This is a genomic window from Oceanicaulis sp., from assembly GCF_965249665.1.
GTDB lineage: Bacteria > Pseudomonadota > Alphaproteobacteria > Caulobacterales > Maricaulaceae > Oceanicaulis.
In genome coordinates this window covers 2,241,085-2,257,701 of the sequence record NZ_OZ252247.1, presented here as the reverse complement: position 1 = coordinate 2,257,701, position 16,617 = coordinate 2,241,085, and the positions used below count along the sequence as shown (strand labels likewise).

The 16,617-nt window shown below is 59.2% G+C and carries 12 protein-coding genes and 1 tRNA gene; 3 read left to right on the top strand and 10 right to left on the bottom strand.

Annotated features, from left to right (window positions below; all coding sequences use genetic code 11):
* Positions 1-80: 80 nt before the first annotated feature.
* The 8 genes from rplL to ACP154_RS10800 form a co-directional block, all read right to left on the bottom strand.
* On the bottom strand, positions 81-452 hold the full coding sequence (gene rplL, locus ACP154_RS10835) for a 50S ribosomal protein L7/L12 (protein ID WP_107712983.1): 372 nt from the start codon (positions 450-452) through the stop codon (positions 81-83).
* Positions 453-502: 50 nt separating this feature from the next.
* Complete coding sequence (rplJ, locus tag ACP154_RS10830) at positions 503-1,018, bottom strand: 50S ribosomal protein L10 (protein ID WP_107712982.1); 516 nt, start codon at positions 1,016-1,018, stop codon at positions 503-505.
* Between the two features lie 306 nt (positions 1,019-1,324).
* Positions 1,325-2,035 (bottom strand): 50S ribosomal protein L1, encoded by a 711-nt coding sequence (gene rplA, locus ACP154_RS10825; protein ID WP_107712980.1) that lies wholly within the window; start codon positions 2,033-2,035, stop codon positions 1,325-1,327.
* A gap of 2 nt (positions 2,036-2,037) precedes the next feature.
* Positions 2,038-2,469: a 50S ribosomal protein L11 gene (gene rplK / locus ACP154_RS10820; protein WP_107712979.1), complete on the bottom strand. Its 432-nt coding sequence runs from the start codon at positions 2,467-2,469 to the stop codon at positions 2,038-2,040.
* Positions 2,470-2,612: 143 nt separating this feature from the next.
* Positions 2,613-3,146 carry a transcription termination/antitermination protein NusG gene (gene nusG / locus ACP154_RS10815; RefSeq protein ID WP_022702243.1) on the bottom strand — a complete coding sequence of 178 codons (534 nt, stop codon included), beginning with the start codon at positions 3,144-3,146 and terminating at the stop codon, positions 2,613-2,615.
* Between the two features lie 5 nt (positions 3,147-3,151).
* The gene (gene secE / locus ACP154_RS10810; RefSeq protein WP_421859271.1) at positions 3,152-3,445 is read right to left on the bottom strand and encodes a preprotein translocase subunit SecE; all 294 of its coding nucleotides are present in this window, start codon (positions 3,443-3,445) and stop codon (positions 3,152-3,154) included.
* Positions 3,446-3,483: 38 nt separating this feature from the next.
* Positions 3,484-3,559, bottom strand: a tRNA-Trp gene (locus ACP154_RS10805).
* Between the two features lie 190 nt (positions 3,560-3,749).
* On the bottom strand, positions 3,750-6,824 hold the full coding sequence (locus ACP154_RS10800; protein ID WP_421859274.1) for a TonB-dependent receptor domain-containing protein: 3,075 nt from the start codon (positions 6,822-6,824) through the stop codon (positions 3,750-3,752).
* Between the two features lie 462 nt (positions 6,825-7,286).
* Here ACP154_RS10800 and ACP154_RS10795 point away from each other — a divergent pair, with 462 nt between their 5' ends.
* Positions 7,287-8,513 carry an aspartyl/asparaginyl beta-hydroxylase domain-containing protein gene (locus ACP154_RS10795; protein WP_421859277.1) on the top strand — a complete coding sequence of 409 codons (1,227 nt, stop codon included), beginning with the start codon at positions 7,287-7,289 and terminating at the stop codon, positions 8,511-8,513.
* A 69-nt stretch (positions 8,514-8,582) separates the two neighbouring features.
* Positions 8,583-8,864 (top strand): hypothetical protein, encoded by a 282-nt coding sequence (locus tag ACP154_RS10790; RefSeq protein WP_107712975.1) that lies wholly within the window; start codon positions 8,583-8,585, stop codon positions 8,862-8,864.
* A 159-nt stretch (positions 8,865-9,023) separates the two neighbouring features.
* On the opposite strand, the gene ACP154_RS10785 is transcribed toward ACP154_RS10790, so the two are convergent.
* Positions 9,024-12,059 (bottom strand): TonB-dependent receptor plug domain-containing protein, encoded by a 3,036-nt coding sequence (locus tag ACP154_RS10785; RefSeq protein WP_421859280.1) that lies wholly within the window; start codon positions 12,057-12,059, stop codon positions 9,024-9,026.
* Positions 12,060-12,571: 512 nt separating this feature from the next.
* Between ACP154_RS10785 and ACP154_RS10780 the strand changes: the two genes are divergently transcribed.
* Positions 12,572-13,228, top strand: a complete 657-nt coding sequence (locus tag ACP154_RS10780; protein ID WP_421859283.1) for a hypothetical protein — start codon at positions 12,572-12,574, stop codon at positions 13,226-13,228.
* Positions 13,229-13,317: 89 nt separating this feature from the next.
* Here the strand turns inward: ACP154_RS10780 and ACP154_RS10775 are convergent, their stop codons facing one another.
* The gene (locus ACP154_RS10775; RefSeq protein WP_421859286.1) at positions 13,318-16,410 is read right to left on the bottom strand and encodes a TonB-dependent receptor plug domain-containing protein; all 3,093 of its coding nucleotides are present in this window, start codon (positions 16,408-16,410) and stop codon (positions 13,318-13,320) included.
* Positions 16,411-16,617: the final 207 nt, after the last annotated feature.

Below are 16,617 nucleotides of genomic sequence, written 5' to 3'. Positions count from 1 at the left end.
TGACGGGCGCGCAGGAATCCCCGCGCGCCCGTACGTCGTATAACGCATTCGGACCAGAACCAAGTCCGGCCCGAAACGCCTTACTTGAGCTCGACTTTCGCGCCAGCGTCTTCGAGCTTCTTTTTGATCTCTTCGGCTTCGGCCTTGGAGGCGCCTTCTTTGACGGCTTTGCCGCCGGCTTCCACCAGTTCCTTGGCTTCTTTGAGGCCCAGGCCGGTGATGGCGCGGACTTCTTTGATCACGTTGATTTTCTTGTCGCCGGCTTCCATCAGGACGACGTCGAACTCGTCTTTCTCTTCAGCAGCAGCTTCGCCAGCGGCGGCCGGGCCAGCAACAGCCACCGCAGCAGCGGCCGGCTTGATGCCTTTTTCTTCGAGAAGGTCGTTGAGTTCTTTGGCTTCCAGAATGGTCAGAGCCAGCAGTTCATCACAGAGTTTGGCGATATCAGCCATGGTTCAGTTCCTTGCGGTAATAAGGGTATCGGTTCGATGTGCAGAGACGACTAGGCTTCGGCCTGCTCCCGGATGGTCTCGATCTGAGCGGCCAGCGTGTTGCCCGGCGCGGTGACGCGCGAGACGATTTCGCCAGCTTGGCCCAAGAGACGACCCGCGATGGCGCCGATAAGCTCTTCGCGAGACGGCATCTTGGAGAGCGCTTCGACACCCTTGGCGTCGAAGATTTCCTCTTCCATGAAGCCGCCCACCAGTTCGAACTTGTCGTTCGACTTGGCGAATTCCACGACAACTTTCGGCGCAGCCGTGAAGTCCTCAGAATAAGCGATTGCGACCGGGCCTTCGAACATGTCGGAGGCGGCCTCGCCTTTCTTATCCTTCAGCGCGATCTTGGCGAGACGGTTGCGGACAACTTTCAGTTTGCCGCCCACCTCACGCAGATCACCACGCAGCTTGGTCATTTCCGCAACGGTAAGACCCGAATAACGGGTCAGCACGACGGATCCGGTGCTTTCGAAGATTTCCGAAAGCTCCTCGACCGCCGCTTCTTTGGTCGTACGATCCATTGCGGTCTCCCTTTTTGAGCCGTCCCCTATGGACGGCTCGCTCAAGCCGCCGCCGGAATGCCTGATCACGATCAGGCGCCCTGCGGCGTTGGCCTGTCCCAGGGCTCGAACCGATCCTTCCAGCGCAAGGCCGGGAGTATCGATTGTCGCTCTGTCTCACCCGGGGCCGGTTGGATTAAGAGGCGCAAGGCCTCCCCCAAGATCTCGGACAGGTGGACCGGAAACCGGGCCGAAGCCCCCTTCCCGATCCGGACATCCTGAAGAGCAGCCAGGCCGCCCTTCAGGAAACTCATTCAGCTGAAACGCTTACGCGTTTTCAGCCGGTGCAGACGCTTCAGACACGTCCACTTTCACGCCCGGGCCCATGGTGGAGCTCAGCGCGATGGCTTTGACGTACTGACCCTTGGCGCCGGTCGGCTTGGCTTTCACCAGAGCCTCGAGCAAAGAGCGCACGTTCTCGGTCAGAGCATCTTCAGAAAAGGACGCCTTGCCCACGCCGCAGTGGATGATGCCCGCTTTTTCAGCACGGAACTCAACGGCGCCGCCCTTGGAGGCTTCGACCGCCTTGGTCACGTCCATGGTCACGGTGCCCACTTTCGGGTTCGGCATCATGCCGCGCGGACCCAGGACTTTACCCAGGCGACCGACCAGCGGCATCATGTCCGGCGTGGCGATCACTTTATCAAAGTTGATCTCGCCGCCCTGGATCTGCTCGACCAGGTCTTCCGCGCCCACAACCTCGGCGCCTGCGGCCTTGGCTTCATCAGCCTTGGGACCACGGGCAAACACGGCGACGCGCATGGAGCGGCCGGTGCCGTTCGGCAGGTTGGCGACTCCGCGGACCATCTGGTCAGCGTGACGCGGGTCGACACCCAGATTGACGGCCACTTCAATGGTTTCGTCAAACTTGGCGGTCGCACGATCCTTCACCAGCTTCACAGCTTCGGCGACAGTGTGCAGTTTTTCGCGGTCCAGACCTTCGCGGCCGGCGGCGATACGCTTAGCAATCTTGGCCATGCTTACCCCACCACCTCAAAACCCATGGAGCGCGCAGATCCTTCAATGATCTTGGTCGCAGCATCCAGGTCGTTTGCATTCAGGTCTTTCATTTTCGCTTCCGCGATCTCACGGCACTGAGCCGTGGTCACGCTGGCGATCGGCGCAGATTTGCCTGCTTCGCCGGACCCTTTTTGAACTTTCGCTGCTTTCTTCAGGAAAAAGCTCGCCGGAGCGGTCTTGATCACGAAGGTGAACGACTTGTCCTGATAGACCGTGATGGTGGTCGGGATCGGCATCCCTTTTTCCATCTCTTGGGTCTTGGCGTTGAACGCCTTACAGAATTCCATGATGTTCACGCCGCGCTGACCCAGCGCCGGCCCGATGGGCGGCGACGGGTTGGCTGCGCCAGCGGGAACTTGCAGGTTGATGTAACCTGCGATCTTCTTCGCCATGTCCCTGTCCTCCAATTCGCGCCGCAAGCGACGCCTGGGGATTGCACAATAAGCCGCGCTCAGAAAGCGCGGCTTTTCTCAATGGGCGGCGCGGTGCGGTCGCGGCATGGTCTTTCGCCGCAACCTCCCGCACCTGTCTACGATCAGGCGGTTTTTTCCACCTGAGCGTATTCCAGCTCGACCGGGGTCGCCCGGCCGAAAATATTGATGGCGACCTTGAGCACGCCCTTTTCGTCGTCCACTTCCTCAACCAGACCATTAAAGCTCTGGAAGTGGCCGTCAGTGACGCGCACGGTCTCACCCACTTCGTAAGAAACAGTCGGACGCGGACGCTCGGCGTCCTCTTCCATCTGCCCCATGATACGGCGCACTTCGCCTTCAGGCACCGGAGTCGGGCGACGCCCCGAACCCAGGAAACCCGTGACGCGCGGGGTGTCTTTGACGAGGTGATAGGCCTCGTCCGTCATATCCATTTTCACCAGCACATAACCGGGGAAGTATTTGCGCTCTGCGTTCACCTTGCGGCCGCGGCGCACTTCTACAACATCCTCGGTCGGCACCAGCACTTCTTCGAACTTGTCTTCAAGCCCCTGGAGCGCAGCCTCGGCGCGGATCGCCTCAGCCACCTTCTTTTCGAAGTTGGAATAGGCGTGGACAATATACCACTTCGCAGCCATTGCGATCAGGCTCCCAGCCCCAGAAGGAAGTTCACAATAAAGCCAATCACCGCATCAACGCCCAGGAAGAACAGCGCAGCCAACGACGCCATGATCATCACCATGATGGTGGAGATTAAGGTCTCGTTGCGCGACGTCCAGGTGACCTTACGGCCCTCCTGACGCACCTCGCTGAAGAATTTCAGCGGGTTCATCGGTTTGCGCGCAGGCGCGGCAGGCGGGATCGATCCGGACTTGCCGGAGGAGCCAGCGTTCGCAGACTGACGGTTTTTCGTGTCTCGCGCCATAGCGTTCGTCATCTTCCCTTCGGCACGTCACCGATCACGTGTTGCGGGCCTGGCAGGGGCGGAGGGGTTCGAACCCCCGACCTACGGTTTTGGAGACCGTCGCTCTACCAGCTGAGCTACACCCCTAGACCCAGCGGCCCGCGTCGCGTGTTCACACCACCCTAACCAGGATCATGTGCGCACAAACGTAGCGGGCCGTTATTCGGAAGCCGGTCTTGTAACCAGCCTAGACCCGAATGAAAAGCCCTTTTCCCACAAAAAAGCGGCGGGCCTGCATCAGACCCGCCGCCTCTTTGAGCAATGGAACGTTTAAGACTTAGAACGTCTTACGCGCACCCACATACCAGCGACGGCCAATGGCGTCATAGATGGCGCCGTCGGTGCCCGTGCCCGTAGAGTCAAAGCCTTGACCATACTTGATGAACTCGTCGGTGATGTTGTCCACGCCGAACACCAGCTCGAGCTGGTTTTCGAACGCCCAACGCACCTGAACATCCTGGAAGGTCGCAGACGGCACGATCGCTTCCGACAGCGCGCCCGTGGCTTCCAGACGGGTTTCCGGCATCCAGTTCATGTCATAGGCGACGGTCAGCGGACCGTTGCGGTAGACGGTGGAGAACAGGACCTCATGCTCGAACAGGCCCGCGGTGTCGGCGAAGTCGATCACATCGGCGCCCGGGAACGCTTCCTGCTCCCACTTCTCCAGATAACCGTAGGTCAGGGTGAAGTTCAGATCACCCAGAGCCCAGCTGGTGTTGGTGAAGACGTCGTTCAGGCCCAGGAAATAGCTGGCCTGCACGTCCACGCCGGCGGTCTCGATGGTCGCCAGGTTCTGCTGCAGGGCGTTCAGCTCCTGAATGGCGCCGACAGACGGGCCGGAGTTGAAACGCACGATGTTGGAGCAGAACACGGAGCTGGCGTCATAAACGCCCGTGCCGTTGTCATAGCACTGGTTGATCGAGGTCTGGCGAGCAATGCCTGCAATCGCGTCTTCGATCTCAATATTGAAGTAGTCAACAGACAGAGCGAAGTTGTCGATCCACATATTGCCGAAGTCAGGCGAGAACACCGCACCCAGCGTGATCGAGGTGGCGGTTTCTTCGCCGAGGTTCGGGTTGCCGCCGTTAAAGCCGGCAATACCTTGAATCTCGCCCTGAGTCGGGATGTAGAAGCCGTCACGGCTCACGCGAGCGGCGACAGCCGGGTCCGCAATACAGGCTTGAGCGATGGACGAGTTCACAGTGCCCGCATCAACGCCGGAGGTGGCGTCGTCAGCACTATTGAAGAAGGCCGGATCAGAACCCGACAGGGTCAGACCGGCGCAAACATCATCACCACCTTCAAAGGTTTCTGACGGAGGCTGGAACAGCTCGCCAATGTTCGGCGCCCGCACGGATTCAGAGTACTGAGCCCGGAAGCGCAGCATGTCGACCGGGGTGTACTGCAGGTTCGCGGCCCAAGCGAAGGTCTGACCCACAGTGGTGTAGTCAGACGCACGCGCGGACAGGTTCACGCGCAGGTCTTCGACATACTGACGACCCTGAACCAGCGGAATTTCCGCTTCTGCGAAGATCTCGGCAACCTGGAAGTCGCCCAGAACGGCCGGAGACACGTTGCCGCCGTTTTGGCCGGACTGGCTCAGCGCGTCAGGAATGCTCTCGGATTCCTCAGAGCGGTATTCCGCACCGACGACGACCTGAACATTTTCTTCAGCGAACGGAGACGCAAAGCCGACATCACCGGTCAGGAAGCCCGAATAGACTTGCTGGGTGATTTCAGCCTGACGCGAAGACGGGGCGTTGATATAGGCGGCGGCTTCCGGAGAGATGGAGCCCATGCCAAAGACGTTGACCGGCACGCAGCCCTGAGCGCGGGCGATGTCGTCGGCGCAGACGATCTGGCCGTTGACTTCGGTCGCATTGAGCGCCTGGCGCAGGTTCAGAACATTGACCTGACCCGTCGAGCGTTGCGACTGGGTGGTGCGGCCGACATTGGCGCTGACTTCATAAGACCAGTTGTCGGTCAGATCACCTTCCAGGCCGACGACAATGCGTGCGGTCTGACGGGTGTTCTGAGACGAGCGCTGACCCACTTCGGTCATACGACGCACAAAGCCGACGACTAAGTCTTCATCAGCGATGTCCTGGATGCCGTCATTGTTGAAGTCAGAGGCGGCGCGGGCCGCGTCGCGCATGGCGAGCGGCACGTACGGGTTCAGGATGGAGATGCCATAACGTGAGCGCTCGAACACTCCGTCATTATCTTCATCAACAAACTGCGCCAGGTTGTCGCCGTAGACGTCTTCCGAGGACAGAGCGAACGGCTCCAGAGACGATTGGGTCTCGGTGGAGGCGTAGGTGCCTTCAAAGAAGAAGTTCATTTTCTCGTTCACTTCATAGTTCACGAGCGAGGAGAAGGTGAAGCGTTCGGTCGGCACAGCGATGGCGCGGTAGGCCTGACGGTTGAAGCCATCAAGCGCCGAACCGTCGGCGTTCGCAGAGGTGAACGGACGGACCTGACCGGTGGTTTCATCAAACACGAGGTTTGCAGCATCAGTCGGGTTGCCATTGGCGGAGAGACCCGGGATGCGGATGCGGCCACGCTCGGAGAAGGACGAGTAGAACGGGATCACATCTTCTTGCCAGTTTTCGACAGTCGGGTCGAAAAAGGCGCGGGACAGACCATCACGGTCCAGACCTTCACGGTCACGGGCGTAAACGCCGTTTTCACGCGACCAGGTGCTGGACACCACAGCATTGCCGCGACCCTGATCGAACATGGAGCCCATCGTCAGGGACGCACGATAGGTCTCGTCATCGCCTTCATCGGAAATGCCAGCCTGGGTCGAAGCGACAATGCCTTCAAAGTCGTCTTTCAGGATGACGTTCACAACACCGGCCAGGGCGTCAGAACCGTACACGGCGGATGCGCCGCCGGTGACAACGTCCACGCGCTCGATCAGCTCGGTCGGGATGGAGTTGAAGTCCACATTGTTGCTGCCCGGCAGACCCGCGACGAAGCGGCGGCCGTTCATCAGCACCAGGGTGCGATCTTCGGTCAGGTTGCGCAGCTCGATGGTGTTCACACCCGAAGACGCAACGGTGAAGTTGGAGTTGGTGGACGTCAGCGTCGACACGCCGACGGCCGGCAGGGTGCGCAGCAGCTCGGCGGTGTTCACCGCGCCGGACAGTTCGAACTGCTCGGCGTTGAAGGTGTTGACCGGCGTCGCTTCGGTCATGTTGCCACGCTGGATGCGCGTACCGGTGACCTGGATGACGTCCTGCACGGCGCCGTCCGTATCTTCCTGGGCCAGAGCCGGCGCGCTGGCTGCGCCGAGACCGGCGAGCAAGCTGGACGCCAGAGCCCAGGTTTTGAAATTCTTATAGGACATTCACGTCTCCCCGTAATTCAGAGGCAAGGCCCGTTAGCGACAGGCCGAGAACAAGCTCGCACTCGTGTTTCGAGTGGATGGCGCAAACTAGGCGCCGCCTCATTCGCCTTAAAAGTGAACTTTTCAGAGTGACGTGTTGTTGCAATGTCTGTGTGGCAAAATTGCAATTTAAGCAACTTGTAAATGCCTAATTTTCCCCTTTAAAAGTAATTATGGCCAAAAAGTGCTTATTCAGATGACAATTTATCAATGTTGCGTGATCGCAACTATTACATTCCAGCAATGAATTTCAACCTCAGAGACACACTATCTCTGATTGATATCCGTCTCGTTGTATTTGCAGTTCGGTTGACGACTCACGCAATCCATAGCGTGGTGAACCTGCTTCCAGACGAGACAAAAAGCAGTGGTTTGACCCCTGAACGCACTGCGTCACCCCCTCTGTATCGGAGGGGCGAATGTTTGACCCTCGCGCCCCGGCAGTGTGAACTGAGCGAAGATCTACGAACGCCAATGAAGCTGGATTATGACCGTATGCAGACGACGCAATCGCCTTTAAACGCCGCCTTTGCAGCCTTGCAGGCCGGGCGCCATTCCGAAGCTGTTCAGCTTTTCAGGCAAGCGCAACCGGCGTCGCCGCAAAACATCACACTCTATATAGGCCTTGCATATGCGTTCGCAGGTCTGGGCGATATGCGTCAGGCTGAGCAAGCGATTGATCACGCCTTACGGCTGGATCCGCGCAATATCCGGTCCCTGATCTTCAAGGGTGATCGCAGGGCCGCGGCGGGTGAAACACGCAAAGCCGCCAGCTTTTATGACGCCGCCCTGCGCAGCGCCTCGACTGTGCCGCAAATTCCTCAGGACCTGACGGCTGACCTGGCGCGCATACAGTCTCTCACCCAGTCGATCATGCGCGAATACGAAAACGAAATCCTGCAGCGTTTGAAAGATCAGGGATTCTCCCGCCCCGAGCGCAGCCCCCGGTTTCAGCGATCACTGGATATACTGGTCGGCAAGAGCAGCATCTATGCCCAGGAACCGACGGCCTATTACTATCCTGAGCTCCCCCAGATCGAATTCTATGACAGAAACCAGTTTGACTGGGCAGAGGCTGTAGAGGCGCACACAGAAGCCATCCGCGGCGCCCTGCTTGACGAGTTAAACCAGTCCGAGGACCTCTTCTGCGCCTATGTTCAAGGCGATGACCGGCCGCATGTGGACCCTCACAACATGGTCGGAAACACCGATTGGTCAGCGCGCTTTTTCTGGAAGGACGGGCGCAGACAGGAAGAAGCGCTCTCGCGCCATTCTGCGGTTGAACAGGCGCTAAGCCACGCGCCCTTATGCGACATTCCCGGCGCCACCCCCTCCGTCCTGTTCTCGCGCCTCAAACCCCATGCCGCCATCCCGCCTCATAACGGATTGCTCAATGTTCGTCTGATCTGTCATCTGCCTCTTGTGATCCCCGGAAACGGCTTTTTGCGCGTCGGCTCACAAAAGCGGTCCTGGACGGAAGGCGAACTGTTAGTGTTTGACGATTCCATCGAACACGAAGCCGCCAATCAAAGCGATGCAGAGCGAGTCATCTTATTATTCGATATCTGGCGGCCGGAGCTATCCAAGGAAGAGCAAGACCTTATCAGAGCACTCTTGTCAGGCTTCGAGACTCTGAAAGAGAGCCGTTAGCGAATTCTGGTTCGCAACACGACACCACTCCTGTTATGTTGCAGCGCCCAATATAAGAAGGAGGGGAACATGAAAATTCTTTTTGGTCTGGTCGCGGCGGCCTCGTCCCTGACGCTGGTTGCGTGCGCGGCTGACCCCAATCGTGAAGCTCGCATCCGTACCGAGATTGACGCTCAGCTGGCCATGGCCGACGAAGAAGGTCTGGTGTGTGAATACCGTCAGGTGTTCGGCTCTCTGCGCCGTGAGCGCGTCTGCATGACGCCGGAAGATGTCGCGCGCAATTCTGACGCCGGGCGTACGCAGGTTGAACGCATGCAGCGCTCCACAACGCCGGTGGTCGGCGGCAGCTAATCAAAGCCGCCCATCTGGGCGTTTGCTCTGACATCAAAAAACCCCGCGCTCATGGCGCGGGGTTTTTACTGTGCGGTTCGCGGCATAGGCGTGCTGCAAAGAAAAAGGCGGCGGACTCAAAGGTCCGCCGCCCAGTTTTCAAACCCGATAGGTTCAGTCTTAGAACTCGACAGTCACGCCTGCGAAGACGTAACGGCCAAGCGCATCGTAAACCTGCGGATAGGTGTTGCCGTTACCGGCGCCCGCACCCACAGCTGCCGAAAGCGGCGGCTCTTCGTCGAAGATGTTGTTCACACCTGCGCGGAAGCGGACATTGTCGCGGGCGTAGAAGTTGCCGCTGAGGTCAAACCAGTCCTTGGATTCCAGGGTCTGGTTGATCGCAGCGCCGCCGCCGAAGATTTCCACTTCGCCAAAGTGACGCCAGCTCAGGGTGAAGTCCGCGTTAAACGGCGTCAGCCAGGTGGCGGTCGCTTTGTGACGGTATTCCGGGTTCGGCGTACCGCATGAGGAGCTGTAGAAGCCCACGCAGTCAAACGGCGCCGACGTCGGGGTGCTCACCGTCTCCAGAGTGTCCAGCAACGTGCCGACATATTCAAGCTCCAGAGAGCCAGAACCGGACACGAAGTTTTCGAGATCAAGGCTGTAAGTCGCGCTGATGTCGAAACCGGACGTGGAGAGCGAACCAATATTGGTGTTGGTCGCCACGATGAAGCCCGTCGGGTTGGCCCACAAAGTGCCGCCATCGCCACGGTTGATCAGCGAACAGAACGCCTGATCGCCCGTCGCCAGACACTCAGACAGAGCCTGGGTTTCCGGCACGGTCGAAACCGTGTCTTCCACTTCGATGTCGAAATAGTCAGCCGTGATGGTCAGACCTTCGATGAAGTTCGGCGTAAAGATGAAGCCGATGGTGAAGGTGTCAGCCACTTCCGGATCGAGGTTCGGGTTGCCGCCGCCCAGAGAGTTGAACTGACCGGCCGGGTTGTCGGCAATGCTGCCGTACTGGGCCGCCGTCACGCCGGTGTTCTGGCACTGGGCCAGGGTTGCGGACGGGTTGGCGCCTGCGCACGGGTCATAAAGACCATTGGCGCCCTGGGTCAGATCGAACAGGCCGATCGACTGGTTCGAGAACAGCTCGATCACGTTCGGTGCACGCACCGCACGCTGGTAGGATGCACGGAAGCGCAGATCGTCGATCGGAGCCCACTCGCCCGCAGCCTTGTACGTGTCAGTCGCCACGCCGGTTGAGTAATCGGAGTAACGATAGGCCAGTTCCACTGCGAGAATCTCAGCGAACTGAGCGCCCTCGATCAGCGGGATCTGAGCTTCGCCGAAGACTTCCCAAACATCGGTGGTGCCAGAGACCGGGGTGGTCGGGCCACCCTGACCAAAGCCGTCGCCCGACTGGTAAGACGCGTCAGGCAGCAAGTTCAGAGAGTCACGACGATATTCAGCACCAAAAGCGACGCCGACGCCGGAGGTGGCGAACGGAGACACCATGCCGTAAGCGCTCAGATCACCAAACATGGAGCCTGAAATCACTTGCTGGGTCACGGTGCCGCGCTGAAGCAGCGGGCTGGTGATGTAGTTGATCGCTGCAGCGGACGGTGTGCCGGAGAAGATGTTGTACGGCACGCACAGGCTGTCGTCGTTGGACGGATCCGCATCCGCGTTCACGGCGCAGACGATGTCGCCATTGGAGTCGCGAACCGCATTCAGAGCCAGCGAGGACTTCCGGATGGACAGTTCGTTGTTGTAGTTCTCAGCCAGCGAGACGTTCGAGTAAGACGCATACACGTCATAGTCGAACGGGCTGTCAGCAACCTGACCACGCAGGCCGACAACACCGCGATACATGGTGTGGCGGATGTCGGAGTTCCGCGAACCGCCTTCAACGTTACGACGCAGAATGATGACGCCTTCGGCCACATCACCGGGGATGTAGTTGCCGTTCGCATCATAATTCGGCGCGATGTCGGTCAGACCCTGGCTCGTGCAAAGGAAGTTGCGCTGAGCTGCGGTCAGGAAGGCGTTGTCACAGTTGATGCCGCCGCTCTGGCCGGCGATACCACCGCCAAATACGCCGGACGGCGCGATCTGGGAGTTCGAGGTGTTGTCCATGAAGCTGAGTTCAGCATAGGCGTCAAAGTGACGGCTGAACTCGTAGTTGATGAACGAACCGACGGTGTAACGCTCATCCGGACGCTGGTAGAAGTTGAACGGGTTGAAGTTGAACGTGTCAGACACGAAGTCGCGTGCAATGAACTCCGAACCGTTCGTGCGGAACCAGTTGCTGCCGCCAGTCAGCGCCTGATAGTTCAGGGACGGGCTGAGGTCCAGGAAGTTCGCGGTCGCGTTCGTGGACGAACCCGCGCAAGAGAATTCCGTACCGCCGTTTTGCGTACCGAATGCACAAGCCGAGTAGTCACGGTTGGCCTGATAAACCGGGTTCACATTGCGATAGGAAATATAGGCGGACGCGTTGCCGCGGCCGTCCGGGGTGTTGACGCCCATGACAGCGGAAATCTCAACCGCTTCACCGTCAACAACATTGTCGTCAGGCAGCTTGAACTGGGACGGGTTGCCGGCAGCATAGCTGCTGACCAGGTCCTGGATCGTCGAGTTTTCGTTGTTGTGCTGATAGAAGCTGTACTGCGTATCAATACGCAGACCCTCGAAATCATCATCAAGGATGAAGTTCACAACGCCGGTGATGGCGTCTGAACCGTAAACAGCCGATGCGCCGCCGGTCAGAACTTCCACACGCTCGACCAGTGCGCTCGGCACTTGGTTCACGTCAGCCGGAATGGAGCGCGGCGAGCCGTAAGGCAGGCGACGACCATTCAGCAGAACCAGGTTCCGCTGGGCGCCCAGGCCACGCAGGTTGACTTGCGCGGTGCCGGTGGAGCCGTTGGAATAGTTAGAGCCCTGAGCCGCAAAAGCTTGCGGCAGCTGGTTCACCATATCTTCGACGCGAATCACGCCGCGACCAGCGATCTCACTGGCGTCAATGGTGGTGACCGGGCTGGTGGCGACCAGGTTAGCGGACTGAATGCGCGTACCGGTCACCGTAATGGTATCTTCCGAAGCCGCGCTTTCCTCTTCCTGAGCGAATGCCGAAGGTGCCGCGAACGCCATGCCGGACAGCATAGTGGCGCACAGCAGCTTTCGAGCCAGTGCTTTGTTTTGAAGCATAATATCTCCCCGCTTCGTTTAAATATCAAAGCCGACGCACCTCCCCTTTTAAGGTGCGACCGACCGGTACGATGGCGCCCGCATAAACAAATTATGCGGACATAACAGAACCCTATGGCGCGCTAATGAGACCGGTCAACACGCCTATGAAGATGAACAAGCGATGACCATTTGAACGTGACAGAAAAATCACATTTGTGACCTCTAATTGTATACAGGGCAAAATTGCACCGCTAAACGCTAGACCTGACCGGACATGATCACCCAGGGCGCGTGTCATCTGTGCACCTATTGCATGCGCGGAAGCAGGCTGCTTCACGCCCGGACCGTGACCGCTTTCAACGACGAGGCTCGTGCTGTGATAGCGGCCTGAGGCCCTCGTCCCCTCATAGTCTTCGAGCCTGAAAGACCACACCGCCCGAACACTCCCCTTCATACGCGCGAAGGCCTGAGCTAGGCTGAGACCAGAACACAATAAAGATGGCGTTGGACCATCCGAAGGGGACTTATTGATGAGCACACTCAGAACGGCGATGGTCACCACCGTATTGACCGCCCTGTCGGTCGCCCCGGCCTGGGGTCAGTCGCAGAATGACGATCCCGCGGCCAGTCGTGAACGGGCTGCCGCCCAATGTCGGCAAATGTCCACTGCCGAACTGCAGATCGCATGCCTGGAAGCAGCGCTTGAAGCGGCGTACCGGCTCTCAGGCCCAACGTCGGCTCCCCAGCGCAACCCGGCGGCCAACACCACTAGCGCCTCGTCCGCTCCGTCTGCGCCTGCACGCTCCGGCTTCCTGTCTCGACTGAATCCCTTTGATTCAGGTGGGCAAGACCAAGCGCCTGTGGGAGAGGTCGCGGCGCCCGCAGAAGGATTGGGCGCGGAACAGGTCAATAATCGCCAGCGGGCCAGCCGGGCTCAACGGGCCAGGGCTGACGCCACCGCCAGCCTCTCCTCGTTTGTGACGGACACGCACGTACACGGCTATGCCAGCCTGGTTGTGGCGCTTGATAATGGACAAGTGTGGCGACAATTGTCAGCAGATACCCAACGCATTGACCCGGATGACGCCATGGGGTCGCCCGTGACGATCCGAGAGGGTCGAATCAATGGCTATCTATTGGAGCTTGAGCGCCCGGGGCGCACAATTCGGGTTGAACGCCTGCGTTAACTCCGCTCGTTTCTGTTCCGCACCGTCACACAAAAAAATGGCGGCCGGTCAAACCGGCCGCCAAATTGCGTGAGCAGTGAGTCCTTCGCCTAGAAGCGGCGATTGGCGCCGATAAAGAACCGGCGTCCATACAGGTCATAGCCAGACTGGACGACCATGTTCATCCGGGCCGGCCCCTCGCCCTGATCGATCAGGGGCGGTTGCTCGTTGAAGACATTGTTCACGCCCGCGGACATATTCCACATGTCTCTCTCGTACGTGATCGAGAAATCATGGACCGTGTAACTATCCACGAAATCAACGTCCCGGCACTGCCCTGTCACGCCTGCGACAGCACAGGCTGACGAGCCTCCGGCATCCGGAGTCCTGTCAGCGAAGGCATCGGAATTGTCTTGCTGACCATCCGACTGATACCGCATCCGCCAGCGCGCAGCCCAGTCGCCCCGCTCCAGCATGGCCGAAATCTGCGCGGCAAACTCAGGGCTAGCAATCTCGCCGACATTGTCATCGATCGGCGATGTCGGATCTTCCTGCTCAAGCTGCTCAAGATACTGAGCGGCATTGAATGTGATCGTGAGATCCGTCTGGTCATCGATCAGGCTGAACGGCATGCTCAGCCGGGCGTTATAGTCCAGACCGGTCGAGGTGATGCGACCAATATTGATGAAGCCGGCATTGACGGAGGCAATCGTATTGGTCGTGGGGTCACCGCCCTGACGAATCACCCGCGCACAGGCCGGGTCCGCCAGTCCGGGAAGATTGGTGTAGCAATCTGAGATCAGCCCAGACGCGCTGGCTTCCTCCACCGTGTTTTCAACATCGATATCGAAATATGTGACCGCCAGGTCAAAATCGATATCGCGGCTGAACTCCGGGCTGAACACGAAACCTGCGGTCAGGGATTCAGACGTTTCCGCCTCAATACCCGTATTGCCGCCGGTTCGGACCGTAATGCCGGTTGTCGCCAGAAGGCCGAGCGCTGTCGGATCCACCCCTGCAGCGACGCAATTGTCCAGCAATAGCTGGGACCGATCATCCTGAGTCGGATCATAGGCGCCGTTGTTGTTGGCGGCTGTCGGGACGAGGCACGGGTCTGCGCCGCCACCGATGGTCGCCGTACCGCCCGCCAGGAACTGCTCCCGCAGATTCGGAGCGCGGAAGGACGTGCCATAGGTGGACCGCAGGCGCAGGAAGTCCGTCACGGACCAGTCAGCACGGACCGAGTAAGTGACCTGGGAGCCGAAATTCTCTTCCTCGGTATACCGGCCTGCCGCATTGAACAGCAGGTCGTCGGTCACCGGAATTTCAGTCTCCAGGAAGAATTCGGCCAGTGAGGTACGGCCGTTCGTGTTCGGTTCCGTATCCGGAATCTCAGACGCGGCCTGACCGGAGGTTCGGATATAGTCATTCACCGTCGAAATGCGCTGCTCGCGGAATTCGCCGCCAACAACCAGGCCGACCGTGCCTGCCGGGACATTGAACAGGTCGCCCGTGAACAGAGCCTGCAGGTGAATTTGCTCGATCTCCGTGGTGTTGATGGAATCACCGAAGAGGAAATCTTCTTCCGCCTGGGTGGCGAAGCGCTTGTCGCCTCCCTGGGTCGAGTAAAGGCTCGGTGCAAAGAAGTTGACCGGCACGCAAGGCGTCGGCGTCAGGAAGCCGAAGCTCGTTGCGGTGCGATCCAGCCCGCAGATCACATTGCCATTGGAGTCCAGTCGCAGCGTATCCAGCGCTTCACGGACCGCGAACTCGCTGATGATCGGCTGGGACGCGACGCCATAGCTGCGGTCATAGGAGACGCTGAGATCATACACCCAGTTCCGGTTCGACAGCACAGGCAAGTCGCCTTCCAGTCCGAACACCCCGCGCAGGAAAGAGACATCGCTCGAGCGACGCTGGGCCAGGGAATTGTTGGAGTACACTGGCAGTGCATCCACATCGAACGGGTTGAGCGGGTTGTCGACCAGTATGGGGTCCCCGTTGGCGTCGACAATGATATCGCCATCCGCATCTTCTTGCGGGATCAGCGCCGGAACGCCCGGGAAGGCCTGCTCGTTGGTGAAGCGACCGGTAGAGTTCCGGGTCGAGTACAACAGCTCGAAATAGGCCGTATCGCGTTCGAAGAAGTTGAGGTCAAACCGGCCCGAGCCAAAAATGCTCATGCGCTCGGTCTCTTCAAGCAGCTGGGTGTTCAGCTCCTCGTCGATCAGGTTGTAATCCCCGGTCTGACGCCAATTGCCTCCAATGAACTGATTGACGCCGGCTCCGTCCGACCAGCCCGGAATGCCGATATTGGTGAATCCCGGTGTATTCCAGCGAAAGCCTGCGCCTGCGAGGAACACCGCGTTGTCCGGGCGACCGTCCATGCATTCGCTATAAACATTGCCGGCTGTGTCGACTTCGATATCGCTCAGACAGGGGCTCCAGTCCGTGCGATCTCGCAGCATGATGGCATTGCGGTTGTAGAACTCGGCCGCGATCGTGAAATTGCTGCGATCGGTTGAGGCGCCGCCGATAAAGTTGATCTGGGTGACTTCCCCGCCGCCCATTTCCGGAACAGACACGAAGCCGCCTAGCTCAAGGCCTTCATACTCGTCACGCAGAATGATATTCGCCACGCCGGCGACCGCGTCAGCGCCATAGACGGACGACGCGCCGTCCGTCAGCAGTTCGACACGGTCGATCACCGAACTTGGCAGCAAGTTCAGATCCGGGGCCACGGGAGCGCCGCGCACGCCTGACGGGCCCACTCTTCGCCCGTTAAACAGCAGCAAGGTGCGTTCAGCGCCAAGCCCGCGCAGCGCGACAGTCGAGGATCCCGGACCGTTCACGGGCACGCCTTCAACGGCGGCCGTCGGCGCCCCGGCATTGATGGAGCCGTCAAGCTGGGCGCCGGTCACCACAGGGTTTTGTGAAATGAGCGCCGTAGTGTCTGTGATGCCGATGTTCCGGCCGTCAGCGGCGTCAATGATCTGAACCGGAGAAATCGCCGTGAACTCATTACGGCGCAGACGAGAGCCTGTGACGACAATGCGTTCGGCGGAATCATCTTGCACCGCCGCTGCAGCAGCTGATTCGGTCTGTTCAGGCGAATCGTCTTGCTGCCCCAGCGCGGCCGGCGTAATGAGCGCCGACGCCAGTACAGAAGCCGCAAGGAGCCGCCCCTTGTATGATTTCAACATGTGAATACCTCCCCTATATGGTTAATAACCATACGCTTCCACAGGGCATGTCGAACGCCAAGCAAAGACGGGGCGACGGGCTTGCGTCCATATTCGTTTTGATCGTTATTGTGGTAATATTACCGCAATTATGTTCAGACAAATGACTGCGCCAAAAGGACTATCGACAACAGCCGCGATGGCTGTTTCATCTGTCCACCAACGAAA